Origin of the sequence: Massilia sp. BHUDP2, assembly GCF_046236355.1 — a bacterium.
In the GTDB taxonomy this organism is placed as follows: Bacteria; Pseudomonadota; Gammaproteobacteria; order Burkholderiales; family Burkholderiaceae_D; genus Telluria; species Telluria varians.
This window is the reverse complement of sequence record NZ_JBJUVW010000002.1, coordinates 407,222-422,918: the sequence shown is the minus strand read 5'-3', so window position 1 is coordinate 422,918 and position 15,697 is coordinate 407,222. Positions and strand designations below refer to the sequence as shown.

The window sequence follows — 15,697 nt, the reverse complement described above, 5'->3', positions numbered from 1 at the left end:
CATGAATTACGCCAGCGCCGCTTCCACGGCCTCGTTGGCAGCCTGCTGGCCCTTGGCCGCCGCCTCCGGACCCATGTTCAGGCCCGACGAGTAGATGAAGGTGTGGTCGGTCAGGCCCAGGAAGTTCAGCAGCATGCGGATGTGCGGCACCTGCGGGTCGGCTTCCACCGGATACACGCCGCCACGGGCGGTGGCCACGTAGACCTTCTTGTTCTTCAGCAGGCCTTCCGGACCGGTCTCGGTGTAGCGGAAAGTCACGCCGGAACGGGCGATCGCGTCGAACCAGTTCTTCAGCTGCACCGGCATGCCGAAGTTGTACATCGGGGCACCGATCACGATCACGTCGGCGGCTTGCGCCTCGGCGATCAGCGCGTCGTCCAGGGCCACGCGGGCGGCCTGCTCGGGGCTGCGCTTGTCCGCCGGGGTGAACAGGGCGCCGACGGCGGCGCCGTCCAGCAGCGGATGGGGCTGGGCGCCGAAGTCGCGGCGCACCACCTTGGCGTCCGGATTGCTGGAGATCAGCTTGTCGACGACGAGGTTGGTGACGCGGGTCGATTCCGAATCGTTGCCACGGACGCTGGAGGTGATGTGCAGGATATTCATGTTCTGTGTCCCTTCATTCCAAGAATGTTTGTCAATGGAGACACTTTAGCGGTTCCAAAATCGTTGCGGAAGACAGTAGAATGGATAACATTATCCTACTGATGGGACAATCATGGAAGTCGAACCGAATGACCTGCTGCTCTTCGCCCGGATCGTCGAGGCCGGCAGCTTCAGCCGCGCCGCCGAGCGCGTGCAGCAGCCCAAATCGACTGTCTCGCGCCGCATCGCGCTGCTGGAGCAGAAGCTGGGCGAGCGCCTCCTGCAGCGCACCACGCGCAAGCTGGTGGTGACGGAATTCGGCGCCAGCCTGCTCGAGCACGCGCGCAAGGTGGCGGAAGAGGTGGAGGCGGCCGGCGCGCTGGCCCAGCACCGCCAGCAGGAACCGAGTGGCAAGCTGCGCATGTCCCTGCCGGGCGACTTCGCCAATATCGGCCTGCAAGAGGTGATCGCGCGCTTCATCGCGCGCTATCCCGAGGTGTCACTGGAGATGGACCTGTCGCCGCGCCGGGTCGACCTGATCGCCGAGGGTTACGACATCGCGATCCGCATGGGCGAGCTGCCGGACGACGCTTCGCTGAACGCGCGCCCGATCAACCTCGAACACTGGGGGCTGTATGCCTCGCCCGCGTACGTGGCCCGGCACGGCTTGCCCGAGCATCCCGACGACCTGCTGCAGCACGACCTGCTGTGCATGCTGAGCCGCTACGGCGGCGCGACGCCCTGGGTGCTCACCCGCGGCAAGCTGCGCTGGGAACGGCAAGTGCCGGCGCGCCTCACCGCCAATTCGCCCGAGCTGCTGGCGCGGCTGGCGTCGCGCGGCGCCGGCATCGCGGCCAGCTCGCTGACCTTCGCCGGGCCTTACCTGCAGACGGGGGAGCTGGTGCGGGTGCTGCCGGAATGGGAACCGCCGACCACCCAGGGCTGGGCGGTCTTTCCGGGCCGCCGCCTGATGCCGGCCAAGACCCGGGCCTTCCTCGACCTGATGGAAGAGAAATGTACGGAAGTCGGTGACCGAACCCCGAGCGTGATCAGCGAGGATGGTTTCCCATCACCTCGCCCAGGCGCACCGGACGCTCCGGCGCCCACTCGCCGTTGAAGGAAATCGTCCCCTTCTTGAAGAGCATGACGACGGTGGAACCGAGCAGGAAGCGGCCCATCTCTTCGCCCTTCTTCAGCACGACAGGGTGCGCATCGTAATTCCATTCGCAGATGCGCGGCATGCGCGGCGGATTGACCACGCCGTGCCAGCTGGTGGCCATGCTGCCGACGATGGTGGCGCCCACCAGGGTCATCACGAAGGGACCGTGTTCTTCCGATTCGAACACGCACACGACACGCTCGTTGCGGGCGAACAGGCCCGGCACGCCGCGCGCCGTGGTCGGGTTCACCGAGAACAGCTTGCCCGGCACATAGATCATGCGCGTCAGGCGGCCGTCGCAGGGCATGTGGATGCGGTGGTAGTCCTTCGGGCTCAGGTAGAGGTTGGCGAAGTGGCCGTGCTGGAAGTGGGCTGCCAGCGTCTCGTCGCCGCCCACCAGCTCCGCGCTGGTGAACTTGTGTCCCTTGGCCTGGAAGATGTGGTGGTCGTCGATGTCGCCGAACTGGCTGATCGCGCCGTCCACCGGGCACACGAAATCGGCATGCGCCAGCGGCCGCGCGTCGCTACGCAGCGGGCGCGTGAAGAACTCGTTGAAGCTGCTGTAGCTCGCGATGTCCGGGTTCGCCGCCTCGTCCATGTTGACGCCGTACTTGCCGACGAACCAGCGGATCAGGCGCGTGGTCATCGCGCCGCCCTTGGCGCCGGCGACACGGCCGGCGAAGTTGGTCAGCGCCGTCTTCGGCATCACATATTGGGGCAGGACTTTTAGACGGGACACTTGGATGGGCCTCTCGGTTTGAAAACGATCGCGCATTATACGGGCTTCACATACGGGAATGCATGTTTATCGCCTGCCAACAGTGTACTCCAGTGCTCGTATGGACGGCGTATGCGAGAAAAATAGTTGCAGCATGCATATTCGATTCTTGGAGACAGGCTGAATTGCTTCTGGGACAATTGCGACTCCTATCACTTTCGAAGTATTCAATGTCCCCCGTATCCCGTCCCTTCCGTTTGACCGTGCTCGCCGCCGCGATCAGCCTGTGCCTCCCGGCCCTCAGCGCCTCCGCGCAAGAGGCCAAGACCCCGGCGCCAGCCGCTGCGACCAAGGCGGAGCCGGCCAAGAAGATCACCCAGGTCGAGGTGAAGGGCACGGCCGACAGCTACGACCCGCGCCGCGACGACACCGCCACCAAGGTCGTGGTCAGCAGCGAAGAGATCACCAAGTACGGCGACACCAATGTGCTGGACGTGCTCAAGCGCGTGCCCGGCATCACCGTCAATTCTTCCAACGGCCGCGGCGGCGAGATCCGCATGCGCGGCCTGGGCGCGGGTTATACCCAGATCCTGGTCAACGGCGAGCGCGCGCCGGCCGGCTTCTCGATGGACTCGCTGGCGCCGGACTCGATCGAGCGCATCGAGGTGCTGCGCGCCGCCAGCGCCGAGTTCTCGACCCAGTCGGTGGCCGGCACCATCAACATCATCCTGAAGCGCTCGGTGAAGAACCGCCTGCGCGAACTGAAGCTGGCGGCCCAGGGATCGAGCAACGGCTACGGTCCGAACGCCAACCTGCAGATGTCCGACCGCATTGGTGGCTTCTCGTACTCGATCTCGGCCAACGCGATGAAGGACCGCTTCGAGTTCGAGTCCACCGGCGAGGAACGCGGCGTGGCACCGAATGGCGAAGTCACCATGCTGCGCACCATGGTGCTGCCGCAGAAGGGCGAGATGAGCGTCATCAACCTGAGCCCGCGCCTGAACTGGACGCTCGGCCAGGACAATACCCTGACCTCGCAGACTTTCATCAACCAGCACCGCTTCCAGAACCGCTTCAGCCAGCCGACCACGACCCTGATCGGCCCGCCGCCGCCGTTCCCGACCCTGGCCAATGCCTTCGAGGCGAAGAACGGGTTCCTGCGCTCCGACCTCTCCTGGGCGCGCAAGTTCGAGTCCGGCGCCAAGCTCGACCTGAAGGTGGGGGCGCAGGCCATGGAGAATGACAGCACCTCGCACCGCACGGCCGCAACGGGCGCCGGCGTGGCGCTGCTGGACACCACCAGCCTGCTCGAGGGCCGCGACCGCGGCTTCAACTCCACCGGCAAGTACAGCCGCAGCATCGAGAAGGGCCACACTTTCGCCTTCGGCTGGGACGGCGGCGTCGACACCCGCGACGACGAGCGCAACGACATCAACCGCGTGCGTGTGAGCGGCAACGTGCCGGTCTACGAAGTCTCGGAAGCGCGCGTCAAGCGCCTGGCCATGTTCGCGCAGGACGAATGGAACATCACCCCGGCCTGGTCGATGTACCTGGGCGCGCGCTGGGAGGGCATCCGCACCCGCGTCACCGGCAATACCTTCGAGCGCGGCGAATCGAGCTCCAACGTGTGGAGCCCGATCATGCAGACCCTGTACAAGATTCCGGGTAAAAAAGGCGACCAGGTGCGCCTGGCCCTGACCCGCACCTATAAAGCGCCGGGCGTGGGCAGCCTGACCCCGCGCCGCCAGGTCAGCGAGAACAACAGCTCGACCGAACCGGATTACCGCGGCAACCCGAACCTGAAGCCGGAACTGGCCTTCGGCATCGACGCCGCCTGGGAGCATTACTGGGCCGACGGCGCGCTGCTGTCGGTGAGCGTGTCGCAGCGCCGCATCAGCGACTTCACCCGCAACCTGACCTATTTCGACGGCGAGCGCTGGATCCAGACCCCGAGCAACCAGGACAGCGCTACCACGCGCTCGCTGGAAATCGAGACCAAGTTCCCGCTCAAGGCGGTCATGAAGGACGCGCCGGCGGTCGACCTGCGCGCCAGCGTCAACCGCAACTGGTCGCGCGTGGAATCGGTGCCGGGCCCGAACAACCGCCTCGACCAGCAGACCCCGCTGACGGTCAACCTGGGCGCCGACTACAAGCTGGGCGCCCTGACCACCGGCGGCAGCTTCGCCTACCGCCGCGGCGGTCCGGTGCGGGTGTCGACCAACCAGCGCGCCTACGTGATCCCGCGCCGCGAGCTGGACATGTACGCGCTGTGGAAGTTCGACGCCCAGCGCCAGCTGCGTTTCGCGGTCAGCAACATGACGAGCCAGGACTTCATCAACGAGAACACCTACGAGGACGCACGCTTCGGTGCGCAGACCCGCCGCTTCGTGTTCCCGCAGGGGGTGCGCTACCGCCTGACCTATGAACTGAAGTTCTGACAGGAGCTCGATCCGACCCGAACCCGGCCTCTGTGCCGGGTTTTTCTTTGTCATGGAAAATTAGATTGCTATGTCGTAGCAATAAACTCGTCTGTGCGACGTTTACATCCTGCCATTGCATGGAATATAGTTCTTCACATTAATTGAACAACTATTTCCGGAGACTGGAATGACATTGCTGCGCCCCCGTTACCTGGTAGTCCTTGTCGCCGGGCTCTGTGCCCAGGCAACCGCCCAAGAAAGTACCGCGGACGGCGCCATCCAGCAGGTCGAGGTGAAGGGGGCAGGTTACGATCCCCGCCGCGACGATACCGCCGCCCGCATCGTGATCAACCGTGACGAGGTGGTCCGCTATGGGGACAGCAATGTCGCCGACGTCCTCAAGCGCATCCCGGGCGTGACCGTCACGACGGGGGCCGGGCGCAGCACCCAGATCCGGATGCGCGGCCTGGGCGGCGGCTATACCCAGATCCTGGTGAACGGCGAGCGGACCCCGGCCGGCTTCGCCCTTGACACCCTGTCGCCCGACATGATCGAGCGCATCGAGGTGCTGCGGGTGGCGACCGCCGAGTTCTCGGCAGAGTCGGTGGCCGGCACCATCAACATCGTGCTGCGCAAGAAAACCAACCAGCGCCAGCGCGAGGCCAAGCTGGGCTACCTGCTCTCGAACGACTTCCGCGGCCCGACCTTCAGCACCCAGGTGGGCGACCGCGCCGAGAAATCGTCCTGGTCGTTCTCGGCCAGCGGCAACCATGACAGCCTGGATCGGGAGTGGGGCGGCTTCGAGGAGAACACCCGGCCCGATGGCAGGGTCGACATGTATCGCACGGTGCACGCGCCGGAGAAGGGGCACATGAACCGCCTGAACCTGAGCCCGCGCCTGAACTGGACCCTCGACAACGGCGACACCCTGGCGTGGGAAACCATCGCCAACAGCTCGAGCTTTCGCAATGGGGCCCATCCGATCGTCACCACCCTGATTGGACGGCCGCCGCAGACGCCGGACCTGCAGACCTTCGGCGAAATGGACGACCGCATGCTGAAGTCGGACCTGAGCTGGACCCGCACCACCGAGACGGGCCTGAAACTCGACGCCAAGCTGGGCGCCGAATGGTCGTCGCGCAAGATGTTCGTCCGCCGCAGCGGCCTCGACGCCAGGGGCCTGCCGGAAACCGAGGGGAGCACCTTGTCCGACACCCACGCCCGGGGCCTGAACACCACCGGCAAGGCCAGCCGCACGATGGATGGCGGGCATCTGCTGGCGCTGGGCTGGGACCTGCGCGTCAATGAGAGCACCGATATCCGCGCCGAGCGCGACACGGTCCGGGTATTCGCACCAGGCCAGCTGCTGGACGAGGACTTCCGCGCCCAGGTCAGCCGCGCCGCCTTCTACGTGCAGGACGAATGGACCATCGATCCACGCTGGTCGGTCTACCTGGGCGCCCGCTGGGAAGGCGTGCGCACGCGCGTGTCGGGCAATGCCGTGGAATCGACGCGCGTGCGTTCGAGCGTCCTGAGCCCGATCCTGCAAACCCTGTACAAGTTTCCGGCCAAGGAGGGCAAGGACGCGGACCAGCTCCGCTTCGCGCTCAGCCGCACCTACAAGGCGCCCGACCTGGACAGCATCGTGCCGCGCCGTTCGGCATGGGAAAACAACAGCGCCACCGAGGCCGATTTCCAAGGCAACCCGAACCTGAAGCCGGAACTGGCCTGGGGCCTGGATGCCGCCTGGGAGCACTACTGGGCCGAGGGTGCGATGCTGTCGGTGAGCGGCGCGCTGCGCCGTATCGACGACTACACCAGCAACCACATCTACTTCGACGGCCGGCGCTGGATCTTCACGCCGGTGAACGACGACCGCGCCGTCATGCGCAGCCTCGAGATCGAGACCAAGTTCCCGCTCAAGGCGCTGTACGCCGGCGCGCCTGCGATCGACCTGCGCGCCAGCGTCAGCCGCTACTGGTCACAGGTCGACTCGGTGCCGGGCCCGCACAACCGGATGGAACAGCAGGTGCCGCTCACGGCCAACCTCGGCGCCGACTACAAGTCCGGCGCGCTGGCGCTCGGGGCCAGCGTGGCCTACCGGCGCGGCGGCTACGTGCAGGTGGCGGCCAACCGCGGCTTCTACCGGATCGGCCGCACCGACCTCGACACCTATGCGGCCTGGACCTTCAACCCGAAGACCGTGCTGCGGGTCGCGCTGTCGAACCTGCTGGAACAAGGCAACTCCTTCGAGCCGAGCTACTACGATCCGGTCGGCGGCCTGGAGAAGCGCCGCTGGAATTATCCGAATGGGATCAAGCTGCGCACCACGCTGGAACTGAAGTTCTGACCGGTCAGGCCCGTATCTCTTCCTTGCCCTGGCTCTCGCCATGGCTGTCATGCACGCGGTGGGTGCGGAAGTAACGCCAGGCCACCAGGATCGCCACCGTCTGCATGCCCGCGCACAGCAGGAAGTGGCTGCCGATGCGCCAGTCGCCCGGCGGCAGGTGGCTGACGGTGGCCAGGATGGCGGTGCCGATGATCGGCGTGATGATCACCCCCAGGCTGCTGATCGACTGCAGCGAGCCCATGAGCTCACCCTGCTGGTTGGCGGGCGTGGCCTTGGAGACGATCGCCTGCAGCGCCGGCGTGGCGGCGAAGCCCAGCACGTTGCACAGGATGAGCGCGTACATCATCCAGCCCTGGGTTGCCAGGCCGTAGCCGAGCAGGGTCAGGGCGCCCGAGGTGATCCCCATCAGCGACAGGCGCACCTCGCCGAAGCGCCGGATCAGGATCGCCAGCAGCCAGGCCTGGACTACCGCCGACACCAGGCCGACGCAGAACATGGCGATGCCGTTATCGCGCGGCGTCCAGTCGAAGCGGAAGGTGGTGTACAGCACCCAGGTCGACTGCAGCATCATCTGGCCGAAGGTGACCAGCGTGATGGCGACGATCAGGCCGCGGATGTCGGTGCGCCGCCCCAGCCGCAACAGGGCGGCCAGGGGATTCAGGCGCGCCCAGGAGAAGGGCGGGCGCTGGCCGGCGGGGAGCGACTCCGGCACCATGAAGTAGCCGTAGACGAGGTTGGCGGCGCCCAGCAGCGCCGCCACGTAGAAGGGCAGGCGCAGGTCGTTGTTGCCGAGCAGGCCGCCGAGCATGGGCCCGCAGATGAAGCCCAGGCCGAAGGCGGCGCCGATCTTGCCGAAGCTTTTCGCGCGGTTTTCCTTGGTCGAGATGTCCGAGGCGTAGGCCGCAGCCACCGACATGCTGGCCGAGGACATGCCGCCGATGACGCGGCCGATGAACAGCCAGAACAGGCTCGGCGACCAGGCGGTGACCAGGAAGTTGACGCACATGCCCCCCATCGAATACAGCAGCACCGGGCGCCGGCCGATGCGGTCGCTGAGGGCGCCGAGGGCCGGCATGAACAGGAACTGCAGCACCCCGAAGGTCGCGGCCAGCACCCCGAACCACAGGGCCTGGTCGTCGCGCGCCGGGACGAACTGCCCGACCAGCAGCGGCATCACCGGCACGATCAGCCCGATGCCGAGCATGTCGATGAAGATGCAGACCAGGACGAAGTTCAGTTTGCCGGGGCTGGCGGTCGGCAAAGCGGTGGGGCTGGTCATGGATGCCTCGAAGCGGATGACATTCGGCTATCTTAACACCGGGCAAAGTTCATTCGGACGTCCCCGCCGCCGATATTTGCCATACGCCGGGTGGCCTAGCCGGGCGGCATGCCGCTCTCGAGCGCGAACTCCTCGCGGAAGGCCATCAGCCGCGCCAGCCTTTCCTCGGCCAGGACGCGGCCGGCCGCGGTCTGCATCATGCCCGGCAGCTTGGCCAGCTTGACCATGATGTGGTCGAGCGCGTAATTGCGGTCGTCGAATTCGCGCGCGCTGCCGAGCGGGTCGCTGGGGTGGGCCAGGCTTGTCCCCATGCGGCCGGCGATGTAGAACATGCGCGCCAGACCGACCGCGCCGAGGCCGTCCAGGCGGTCGGCATCCTGCACGATCTTCGCCTCCAGCGACTCGGCGGGGATGCTGGCCGAGAAGCTGTGCGCCGCGATGGCATGCGCCACCGCGTCGAGACGCTCGGGCGGAAAGTTCATCCACGCCAGCTGGTGGCGCGCCAGCTGGGCCGAGCGGGTCGATGCCTGGGCGCGGTCCGGGTCGTTCTTGGGCAGGTTGACCAGGTCGTGCAGGTAGCAGGCCGCCATCACCACCAGGGCGTCGGCTTGCGGGTGCCCGGCCAGCAGGGCCTGGGCATTGCGCCAGACGCGCTCGAGGTGGGCGCTGTCGTGGGCGCCGTCGCCGCCGCTGGCGCCTTCCGCCATCGCCGCCAGGCGCGGTCGCCAGGTGGCGAGGTCAGTCTTGGGTTCGTCGTTCGTCGGGCGCATGCGTTTCTTCGGTCGGGTGGGGAGGCACGGCGCGCTGCGACAGCGCGTCCGCTTGCTGGTTCTTGTGGCGCGGGATCCAGCGCAGCGAGCTGCCCGGCAGGCGGGCGAGCAGGGCGCGCACCCGCGCGCGGTAGGCGCGCAGCGCCGGGGCGCTGGCACTGTCGGGCGCGTGGACGTCGTCGATCACGACCTGGCTGTCGCCCTCGATGGCGAGCGCCGGCACGCCGTGCTCGACGGCCGCTTCGAGGACGGCGATCAGGGCCAGGTATTCGGCTTCGCTGCTGTTGCCATGGCCGGCATCGCGCGACAGTTCGATGCGCACGCCGCCGGGCCCTTCGAGCACGGCGCCGATGCCGCAGCGTCCCGGGTTGGGCCGGGCCGAACCGTCGAACCAGGCGCGCCATGCGGGCAGGGCAGGGTTCGCGCCGCCGCGCCGGGCCAGCGCCGCCGCGGCCAGGGCACGCCGGGCCGTGGCGCCGTGCTCGCTGCGCAAGCGCTCGGCGGCGCGCGCGACCAGCAGCTGGTCCAGCCCGGCCACGCCGGCGCGCAGGCTCAGGGTGGCGCGCAGCGCCTCGGCCTCCGGCATTCCGGTGCGGGCGGCGAGCTTGCGGCTGGTGGCGAGTTCTTCCTTGAAGGCGGCGGCGAGCAGGGCGGCGTGGTCTGGAGGCGGGTAGGACATGGCGCAAGGATAGCAAAAAGGCAGCCGAAGCTGCCTTTTTCCGTTGCTGGAGCGCGTCGATCAGCGGCGGTAGGGATTCTCCGGCCGCCCGTCGTAACGGTTCGGGACGCCATCGCCGTCGATGTCGCGGTCACGGCGGTTGCGGATGCCGTCGTTGTCGAGGTCGCGGTCGCGGTAGTTCGGCACGCCGTCGCGGTCGGTGTCGCGGTAGCCGCGGCGCTCGTAGCGGTCGGGGATGCCGTCGCGGTCGCGGTCACGGTGGTAGCCGTCCCTGCGGCCCTCGCGGTAGTAGTAGTCGCGGCCGTCGCGGTAGCCTCCGCCGGCATACACCGGGGCATAGCCGCGGCGCTCGTAACGGTCGGGGACGCCGTTGCGGTCGCGGTCCCAGCGCGCCGGCTCCATGTACCAGCCGCCGTTGCGCTGTTGCCAGCGCGGCGCGTAGTAGACGTAACCCGGGCGGGCGACGACGTAGCGGCCCGGCACCCAGGCATGGCGGTGGCCGCGCCACTCCCAGTAGCCCGGCGCCCAGACGTGGCCGTGGCGCGGGCCGGGGACGCGTTCATAGATGGGCGCGGGCGGGGCCGAGCCGATGTAAATTTGGAAATCGGTCTGCGCCATCGACGGTACCGGCGCAAAGGCGGCGCCAAGGGCGATCAGGGCAGCAAGGGTGAGCGTGCGTTTCATGTCGGGTCTCCAGATCCAGGAACGGATGACCCACTATATCGCCGGCGGGAGGCCGAAGGGAGCGCTGAAGCAGATACTTACAACTGACACAGATTCGGAGCCGGGCTCCGCAGTAGCGTGATACAAATCGCGCCGCACTGGGCCGCCCGCTGTCGCGCCGCGGCGACAACGGGCAGGCCTGCGGCACTCATCCGCGCGCCCCTGCGGCCTGCTTTTCTTCGCTCGACAGGCGCTTGGCGCTGACCGTCACGACCGCCATCTTGGCGCCGCTGGCGACCATGGCTGCGTCGGCGTTGTAGTTGCGGGCCTGGGCTTCGGGAATGGTGTCCAGCAGGTAGCTGCCCGAGACGGCGAGGCTCATCGCGACGACGAAGACGGCTTCCATATGCTTCATGATGTTCATGGTGTTTCTCCTTGCGGGTGGGTTGTCGATGTGTGCACTGTAGGCCAAGCGATTCCAGGCCGCGAGGCGCTTGCGACGGGACGCCAAAAACGAGGAACGAGCTGTCGAAAACTGCGCGCGAACGTGCGCGCCGATCCTCGCGCCGGATGGGTTTCACCCGCCCCCGGCTAGGGCTTCGCGAGGCGGCCACGACCGGGCCGCGCCTATCGCGACATACCGATGCCAGCCACGTTCAGCTCACTGATGGATTCCTTCGCCGCCGGTCGCACGGCGCGGCGGCGCGCGCGCAACCTGCGCTTAGGCGCCAGGCCGGCGGCCAGGGCCAGGCTGCCGGTCACGCTGTGGCTGCTGCTGGCCTGCGGCGCGGCGCTGCTCGGCGCCGTGGTGCTGGCGCAGGCAGCGCGTTCGCTGGCCGCTTCCGGCGCGCACGCGGCGGCAGGCGAGTCGGCGGCGCTGTCCGCGTTCCAGCCGCTGCTGGGCGGCGTCACCGTGCGCGTGCCGCGCGCGCCCGGCATCGAGATCGTCCAGCACGGCGCCAACGCGCTGGTGGTGGCGTCAAGCATGCGCCTTGGACCGCCGGTACGGATCGACCTGTGTACCCAGCCGGTGCGGATCGGCTATCCCTTCGCCGAGGCGGCCGCGCTGGCGCCGGCGCGCAAGCTGCTGCTGGCGGCGACAGGCTCCGCCACGCCGCGCGTGGACCTGCGCGGCGACGCCGGCGGCGCCATGCGGCTGGCCTGGAATGCGGGCAGCGCCCGGGCCGCCTGGGTCGGCGACGCCGGCAACGGAGGGGTAGTGCGCGGCGCGCGCGGCCAGGCACTGTTGGGCACAGCGGGCTGGCTGGTGTGGCAGGACGGCGCGCTCAGGCTGACCCGGCGCGCCAGCAGCACGTGTGCGCAGGCCGGTGAACTGCTGGTGCAGCGCGCCAGCGTCGACCCGGCCGCGGGTGGCGCGCTGGTACAGGCCTTCGGTCCCGGCGTGGCGCTGCCGGCGCTGCAGCTCGCGGCGGGCGAATACAAGGTGCCGGCGCGCCCGCCGCGCGCGCTGGAAGACGCCTTGTTGTTCGAACAACTGCAGGCGCGCGGGCTGATCCGCCTGGGACCCGGCGGCCTGGCCGAGGCTGCGCCGCGCGACCTGGCCACCTGGACGGCGGCAAGTCTTGACGCCCGCGCGCCGCTGCCGGGCTGGGAAGGGCTGCGCCTCGACGAGGAAGGGCGCAAGCTGCTGGTGCGCCTGTACTACCGCGCTGACGGCGCCTTCGTGCGCGAGCAGCTGCGGGTGTTCAACAGCGAACGCCGGCTGCTGGCCTGGCGCGTCCGCACGCACAGCCGGCAGTTGTGGCAGGCGAGCGTCGGTGGGGTGCCGGTCGCGCAGGACGCCGGGCTGCCGGTCGCCGCCATGCGCCTGTTCGCGCGCCTGCCGGAAGGCTGGGGGCCCTGGACGCGGGTGGGCGCCTGGGACGGCGGTGGACAGGCCGCGACCGCCCGCCTGAGCCTCGACCAGGCCGCACCGAGCGAACTGCTGCTGGCCGGCCGCCTGCGCCGGGTGGAGGGTGCGACCGCCTCCGTGAGCGGCGTGTGCGACGGGCGCGCCTGCCGCGAGCGCGACGCCGTCCAGCGCGTGCTGCTGGCGCCCGTGCCGGGCGCACAGCGCATCGTGCTCGAGGTCGAACCGCTCGACCTGGCCCGGCTCTCCGGCAACGCCGACGCCGCCTACCGCCATGTGCGCGCCGAAGGGGGGCGCCTGGCCTGGCAGGCGCTGCCGGCGTCGAACGCCGCAGCGCGCCCGGCCCTGGCCGAAGTCCGGCTCAGCGGGCGCCACGGAGAGAGCTTGTGGACCGACGGCAGGGCCAGCGCCGCGGCCCAGGCGGCCGGGCTGGCGCCGCTGCTGGGCGTGCACCGCGAGCACGCGTCGAGCGTGGCCGGCATGCTGGCCCGGCTGCCGGGCGGCAGCCACACGGCGCGCCTGAGCCTGGACCTGCGCCTGCAGGGGGCGGCCCAGGCGGTGCTGGACTGCGTCGGCTTGCGCGGGGGGCAATGGGACGGCCGGCGCTGCCTGGGTGCGGGGGCAATCCCCGATGGGCGCCAGGCCGGCCTGGTGCTGCTCGATGCCGGCAACGGCGACGTGCTGGCCGCGGCCGGCGGCGGCGTCGGCGCGGCCGATCCGGCGCGCTGGCCGGAAATCCGCGACTTCGACCGTGCCGATCCCGCGCGCAGCCCCTTGCGGCTGCCGGCTTTCCAGCACGACGGCGGCCCCAGGCGCGCGCCCGGCTCGACCTTCAAGGTGGTCACCGCCCTCGGCCTGGAGGCGGCGGCGCGCGGCGACGCGCGCCTGGAGCGCCTGCTGGCCGGCATGCCGCTGACGGCGATCGACGCCATGGCGCATGAAGATGGCTACGGTTTTCGCACCGGCGCGCCCGCCTATCCGCAAGGAGGGGGCGCGCGCATCACCAACTTCCGCGAACAGCTGGCCGGCGCCCGCGCCGTCGAGGGCCGCTTCGGGCTGGCGCAGGCGATGGCGCACAGCGTGAACACCTGGTTCGCCTGGACCGCCGAGCTGGGCGACCGCAGCCTCGGCGGCGGGCCGCAGGGCGGGCTGCCGGGCGTGCGCGAGATCGACCCCGGCGCCCTCGACCCGGTGCGCCCGGTCGCCGGCATGGCGCGCCGGCTCGGTTTCGGCACGCCGCTGCGCCTCGACGGTGGCCTGCTGCCGCAAGACTTCCGCTGGTCCAGCTGGGACGCGCTGCAGGCCAGCCCGTCGATGCTAGACCCGATCCAGACCCGCCACGAGGTGCGCCAGATGGCGATCGGCTTGCGCATGCAGGCCACGCCGCTGCAGATGGCGCTGGTCGCCGCCGCGGTCGGGCAGGGCCGGATGGTCGCGCCGCGCCTGCTGCTCGAACTCGACGGGCGCGCGGCGCTCGCGCAGCCTGGACCCGAGCTGGGCGTGCGCCTCGACCGCGTGCGGGCCGGCATGAAGGGCGTGGTGGCGGGCGGCACCGCGTCCGGCGCCTTCCGCGGCAAGGAGTTCGACGCCTTGCGCGCCGGCCTGTTCGGCAAGACCGGCACCGCGCCCACCGGCGAGGACGGCATGGCGACGGTCTGGTTCATGGGCTGGCTGGAACCGGGAAGCCTGCCGGGCCAGACCCGCCGGCTCGCCTTCGCCGCCTTCGTCAGCGAGTCCGGCCTCACGGGCGGTGCGCATGCCGCGCCGCTCCTTGCGGGCTTGTTGCTTTCCATGCAAGGGCAATCCCTCGAACAGAAGGGGGATTGACCGCCATCTGCGCGCCAGGATTTTGTGTTTGTATGGCATCATCTGTTGACAATCCGCTCTTGTGCGGATGGCGACGACGATGAGGAAGGTATGCGTTTGCCGGGAACCCGGTACCAGGAGCACGGTTGGGAGCAGGTCCGCAAGTTGCTGGGGCAATGCTCGCTGCAGGCGCTCGCCCGCATCGATCCGGTCCGCCTGCTCGAACCCGCAGGCGAAGGACTCCTGGCGGAGTATGTCGACACGGTGGCGCAGGCCCTTTATGGCAGCCGCCGCGGTGAGCAGCCCGGCAACAGCTACGGCGACAGCGTCCTCGAACTGGCCCTGAGCCTGGTCTACGAACTGCAGGCCCGGCCAGGCGACTGGGCCGCCTTGTGCGCGGCGGTGGCGGGCGAGCATGCGCGCATGGGCGCCTTCTGGGCCGCGCCGGGCGGCGACGCGCTGCTGCGCAAGAAATTCAACGACCTGTACGCGGTCCTGCGCGACAAGGTCGACAGCGACAACTACCAGGCGGCCTGCGGGCGGCCCTGCAGCCCGAACCGGATGTACGCCTACCGCATGCTCGACACCGCCTACGGCGAGGTGGCGCGCCTGTTCGCGTCCTGGCGCGAGCATCGCGAGCAGGTCGGCGCCATCCTTGGGCGCACGATCGAGCTCGAACCGATCGAAACACGCCAGCTGCGCAGCGTCCTCGATTGCCGCCCCGAGTGGATCCTGCGCTGGAGCGAGAGCCTGGAGCGTTTCAGCGGCGCCGCCGGGCCGCTGCACACCCGTTCCAAGCGCTTCGCCAGCCTGAAGGACCAGCCGGACAAGATCGGCGCCATGCTGCGCGAGATCGGCGAGTACGAAGCCCTGTCCGCGAACCAGGACCGCGACTGGCTGCGCGACAGCAGCGACGCCAGCGCCTGGCTGGACGACTACTGGCGCGTGCTGGGCGAATCGGAGGCTGCCAGCACGCCGGGCCCGGACCTGGTGCTGGAGGCGCGCCAGGACGAGCTGGACCTGGCCGCCACGGGGGCGGACAGCGACGATCCGCCTGTCGCCGCGCCGCTCCTGGTGCTGGACGAGGCGCTGGCCCAGCGACTTTCACTGTCCCCCCGCTACCTGGAGGTAGCGGCGGCGGCCCAGGAGCGCGGCAGCTGGGCGGCGCGCATGATGGAGGGCGACTCGCTGCCGGTGCGGCTGGCGGTCTACCTGAAGCTGCTCGGGGCCTTCGACGACAGCTATCCCTTGGCGTGGCTCGATCCGGCCACCGGCGAGCTGCCTACCATGCAGCAGCTTGCGCTGCTCGACGGGATTTCGCTGCCGACCCTGCGCAAGCGGCGCGACGCCGCCATCGCCCGGCTCGGCGCGGCGGCCGGCAACAAGGAGGAAAGGTGATGG

General features: G+C 69.3%; 12 protein-coding genes. 5 read left to right on the top strand and 7 right to left on the bottom strand.

All coding sequences use genetic code 11. The features are described from left to right. Nucleotides 1-6 precede the first annotated feature (6 nt). Nucleotides 7-603 carry an FMN-dependent NADH-azoreductase gene (locus tag ACK6C6_RS12590; RefSeq protein ID WP_036205583.1) on the bottom strand — a complete coding sequence of 199 codons (597 nt, stop codon included), beginning with the start codon at nucleotides 601-603 and terminating at the stop codon, nucleotides 7-9. A 112-nt stretch (nucleotides 604-715) separates the two neighbouring features. On the opposite strand from ACK6C6_RS12590, the gene ACK6C6_RS12585 reads away from it, so the two are divergent. Continuing rightward, nucleotides 716-1,699 carry a LysR family transcriptional regulator gene (locus ACK6C6_RS12585; protein WP_409267597.1) on the top strand — a complete coding sequence of 328 codons (984 nt, stop codon included), beginning with the start codon at nucleotides 716-718 and terminating at the stop codon, nucleotides 1,697-1,699. Here the strand turns inward: ACK6C6_RS12585 and asd are convergent. Further along, nucleotides 1,632-2,447 (bottom strand): archaetidylserine decarboxylase, encoded by an 816-nt coding sequence (gene asd, locus ACK6C6_RS12580; RefSeq protein ID WP_409267596.1) that lies wholly within the window; start codon nucleotides 2,445-2,447, stop codon nucleotides 1,632-1,634. The genes ACK6C6_RS12585 and asd overlap by 68 nt on opposite strands. Nucleotides 2,448-2,689: 242 nt before the next feature. On the opposite strand from asd, the gene ACK6C6_RS12575 reads away from it, so the two are divergent. Together ACK6C6_RS12575 and ACK6C6_RS12570 are read left to right on the top strand one after the other, a co-directional pair. Further along, nucleotides 2,690-4,897 (top strand): TonB-dependent receptor plug domain-containing protein, encoded by a 2,208-nt coding sequence (locus ACK6C6_RS12575; RefSeq protein WP_409267595.1) that lies wholly within the window; start codon nucleotides 2,690-2,692, stop codon nucleotides 4,895-4,897. A gap of 169 nt (nucleotides 4,898-5,066) precedes the next feature. Then, nucleotides 5,067-7,229 carry a TonB-dependent receptor plug domain-containing protein gene (locus tag ACK6C6_RS12570; RefSeq protein WP_409267594.1) on the top strand — a complete coding sequence of 721 codons (2,163 nt, stop codon included), beginning with the start codon at nucleotides 5,067-5,069 and terminating at the stop codon, nucleotides 7,227-7,229. Nucleotides 7,230-7,233: 4 nt separating this feature from the next. Here ACK6C6_RS12570 and ACK6C6_RS12565 read toward each other — a convergent pair whose 3' ends face one another. The 5 genes from ACK6C6_RS12565 to ACK6C6_RS12545 form a co-directional block, all read right to left on the bottom strand. Next, nucleotides 7,234-8,508, bottom strand: a complete 1,275-nt coding sequence (locus ACK6C6_RS12565) for a TCR/Tet family MFS transporter (RefSeq protein WP_409267593.1) — start codon at nucleotides 8,506-8,508, stop codon at nucleotides 7,234-7,236. A gap of 95 nt (nucleotides 8,509-8,603) precedes the next feature. Then, nucleotides 8,604-9,278, bottom strand: coding sequence for an HD domain-containing protein (locus ACK6C6_RS12560; RefSeq protein ID WP_409267592.1), 675 nt, complete (start codon nucleotides 9,276-9,278; stop codon nucleotides 8,604-8,606). Continuing rightward, nucleotides 9,247-9,957, bottom strand: coding sequence for a ribonuclease HI family protein (locus tag ACK6C6_RS12555; RefSeq protein WP_409267591.1), 711 nt, complete (start codon nucleotides 9,955-9,957; stop codon nucleotides 9,247-9,249). The genes ACK6C6_RS12560 and ACK6C6_RS12555 overlap by 32 nt, the downstream gene beginning before the upstream one ends. Nucleotides 9,958-10,017: 60 nt before the next feature. Further along, nucleotides 10,018-10,641 carry a YXWGXW repeat-containing protein gene (locus ACK6C6_RS12550; RefSeq protein ID WP_209586897.1) on the bottom strand — a complete coding sequence of 208 codons (624 nt, stop codon included), beginning with the start codon at nucleotides 10,639-10,641 and terminating at the stop codon, nucleotides 10,018-10,020. A 187-nt stretch (nucleotides 10,642-10,828) separates the two neighbouring features. Beyond that, nucleotides 10,829-11,044: a hypothetical protein gene (locus tag ACK6C6_RS12545; protein WP_409267590.1), complete on the bottom strand. Its 216-nt coding sequence runs from the start codon at nucleotides 11,042-11,044 to the stop codon at nucleotides 10,829-10,831. Between the two features lie 243 nt (nucleotides 11,045-11,287). On the opposite strand from ACK6C6_RS12545, the gene ACK6C6_RS12540 reads away from it, so the two are divergent. Both ACK6C6_RS12540 and ACK6C6_RS12535 read left to right on the top strand, forming a co-directional pair. Continuing rightward, nucleotides 11,288-14,317, top strand: coding sequence for a penicillin-binding transpeptidase domain-containing protein (locus tag ACK6C6_RS12540; protein ID WP_409267589.1), 3,030 nt, complete (start codon nucleotides 11,288-11,290; stop codon nucleotides 14,315-14,317). 90 nt (nucleotides 14,318-14,407) lie between these two features. Further along, nucleotides 14,408-15,694, top strand: a complete 1,287-nt coding sequence (locus ACK6C6_RS12535) for a hypothetical protein (RefSeq protein WP_409267588.1) — start codon at nucleotides 14,408-14,410, stop codon at nucleotides 15,692-15,694. Nucleotides 15,695-15,697 lie beyond the last annotated feature (3 nt).

Excerpts from the sequence above, each read along its gene's own strand:
- ACK6C6_RS12585 (WP_409267597.1), top strand. The coding sequence starts at position 716 with ATGGAAGTCGAACCGAATGACCTGCTGCTCTTCGCCCGGATCGTCGAG.
- ACK6C6_RS12550 (WP_209586897.1), bottom strand. The coding sequence starts at position 10,641 with ATGAAACGCACGCTCACCCTTGCTGCCCTGATCGCCCTTGGCGCCGCC.
- ACK6C6_RS12575 (WP_409267595.1), top strand. The coding sequence starts at position 2,690 with ATGTCCCCCGTATCCCGTCCCTTCCGTTTGACCGTGCTCGCCGCCGCG.
- ACK6C6_RS12545 (WP_409267590.1), bottom strand. The coding sequence starts at position 11,044 with ATGAACATCATGAAGCATATGGAAGCCGTCTTCGTCGTCGCGATGAGC.
- ACK6C6_RS12570 (WP_409267594.1), top strand. The coding sequence starts at position 5,067 with ATGACATTGCTGCGCCCCCGTTACCTGGTAGTCCTTGTCGCCGGGCTC.
- ACK6C6_RS12590 (WP_036205583.1), bottom strand. The coding sequence starts at position 603 with ATGAATATCCTGCACATCACCTCCAGCGTCCGTGGCAACGATTCGGAA.
- ACK6C6_RS12560 (WP_409267592.1), bottom strand. The coding sequence starts at position 9,278 with ATGCGCCCGACGAACGACGAACCCAAGACTGACCTCGCCACCTGGCGA.
- asd (WP_409267596.1), bottom strand. The coding sequence starts at position 2,447 with ATGCCGAAGACGGCGCTGACCAACTTCGCCGGCCGTGTCGCCGGCGCC.
- ACK6C6_RS12535 (WP_409267588.1), top strand. The coding sequence starts at position 14,408 with ATGCGTTTGCCGGGAACCCGGTACCAGGAGCACGGTTGGGAGCAGGTC.
- ACK6C6_RS12555 (WP_409267591.1), bottom strand. The coding sequence starts at position 9,957 with ATGTCCTACCCGCCTCCAGACCACGCCGCCCTGCTCGCCGCCGCCTTC.
- ACK6C6_RS12565 (WP_409267593.1), bottom strand. The coding sequence starts at position 8,508 with ATGACCAGCCCCACCGCTTTGCCGACCGCCAGCCCCGGCAAACTGAAC.
- ACK6C6_RS12540 (WP_409267589.1), top strand. The coding sequence starts at position 11,288 with ATGGATTCCTTCGCCGCCGGTCGCACGGCGCGGCGGCGCGCGCGCAAC.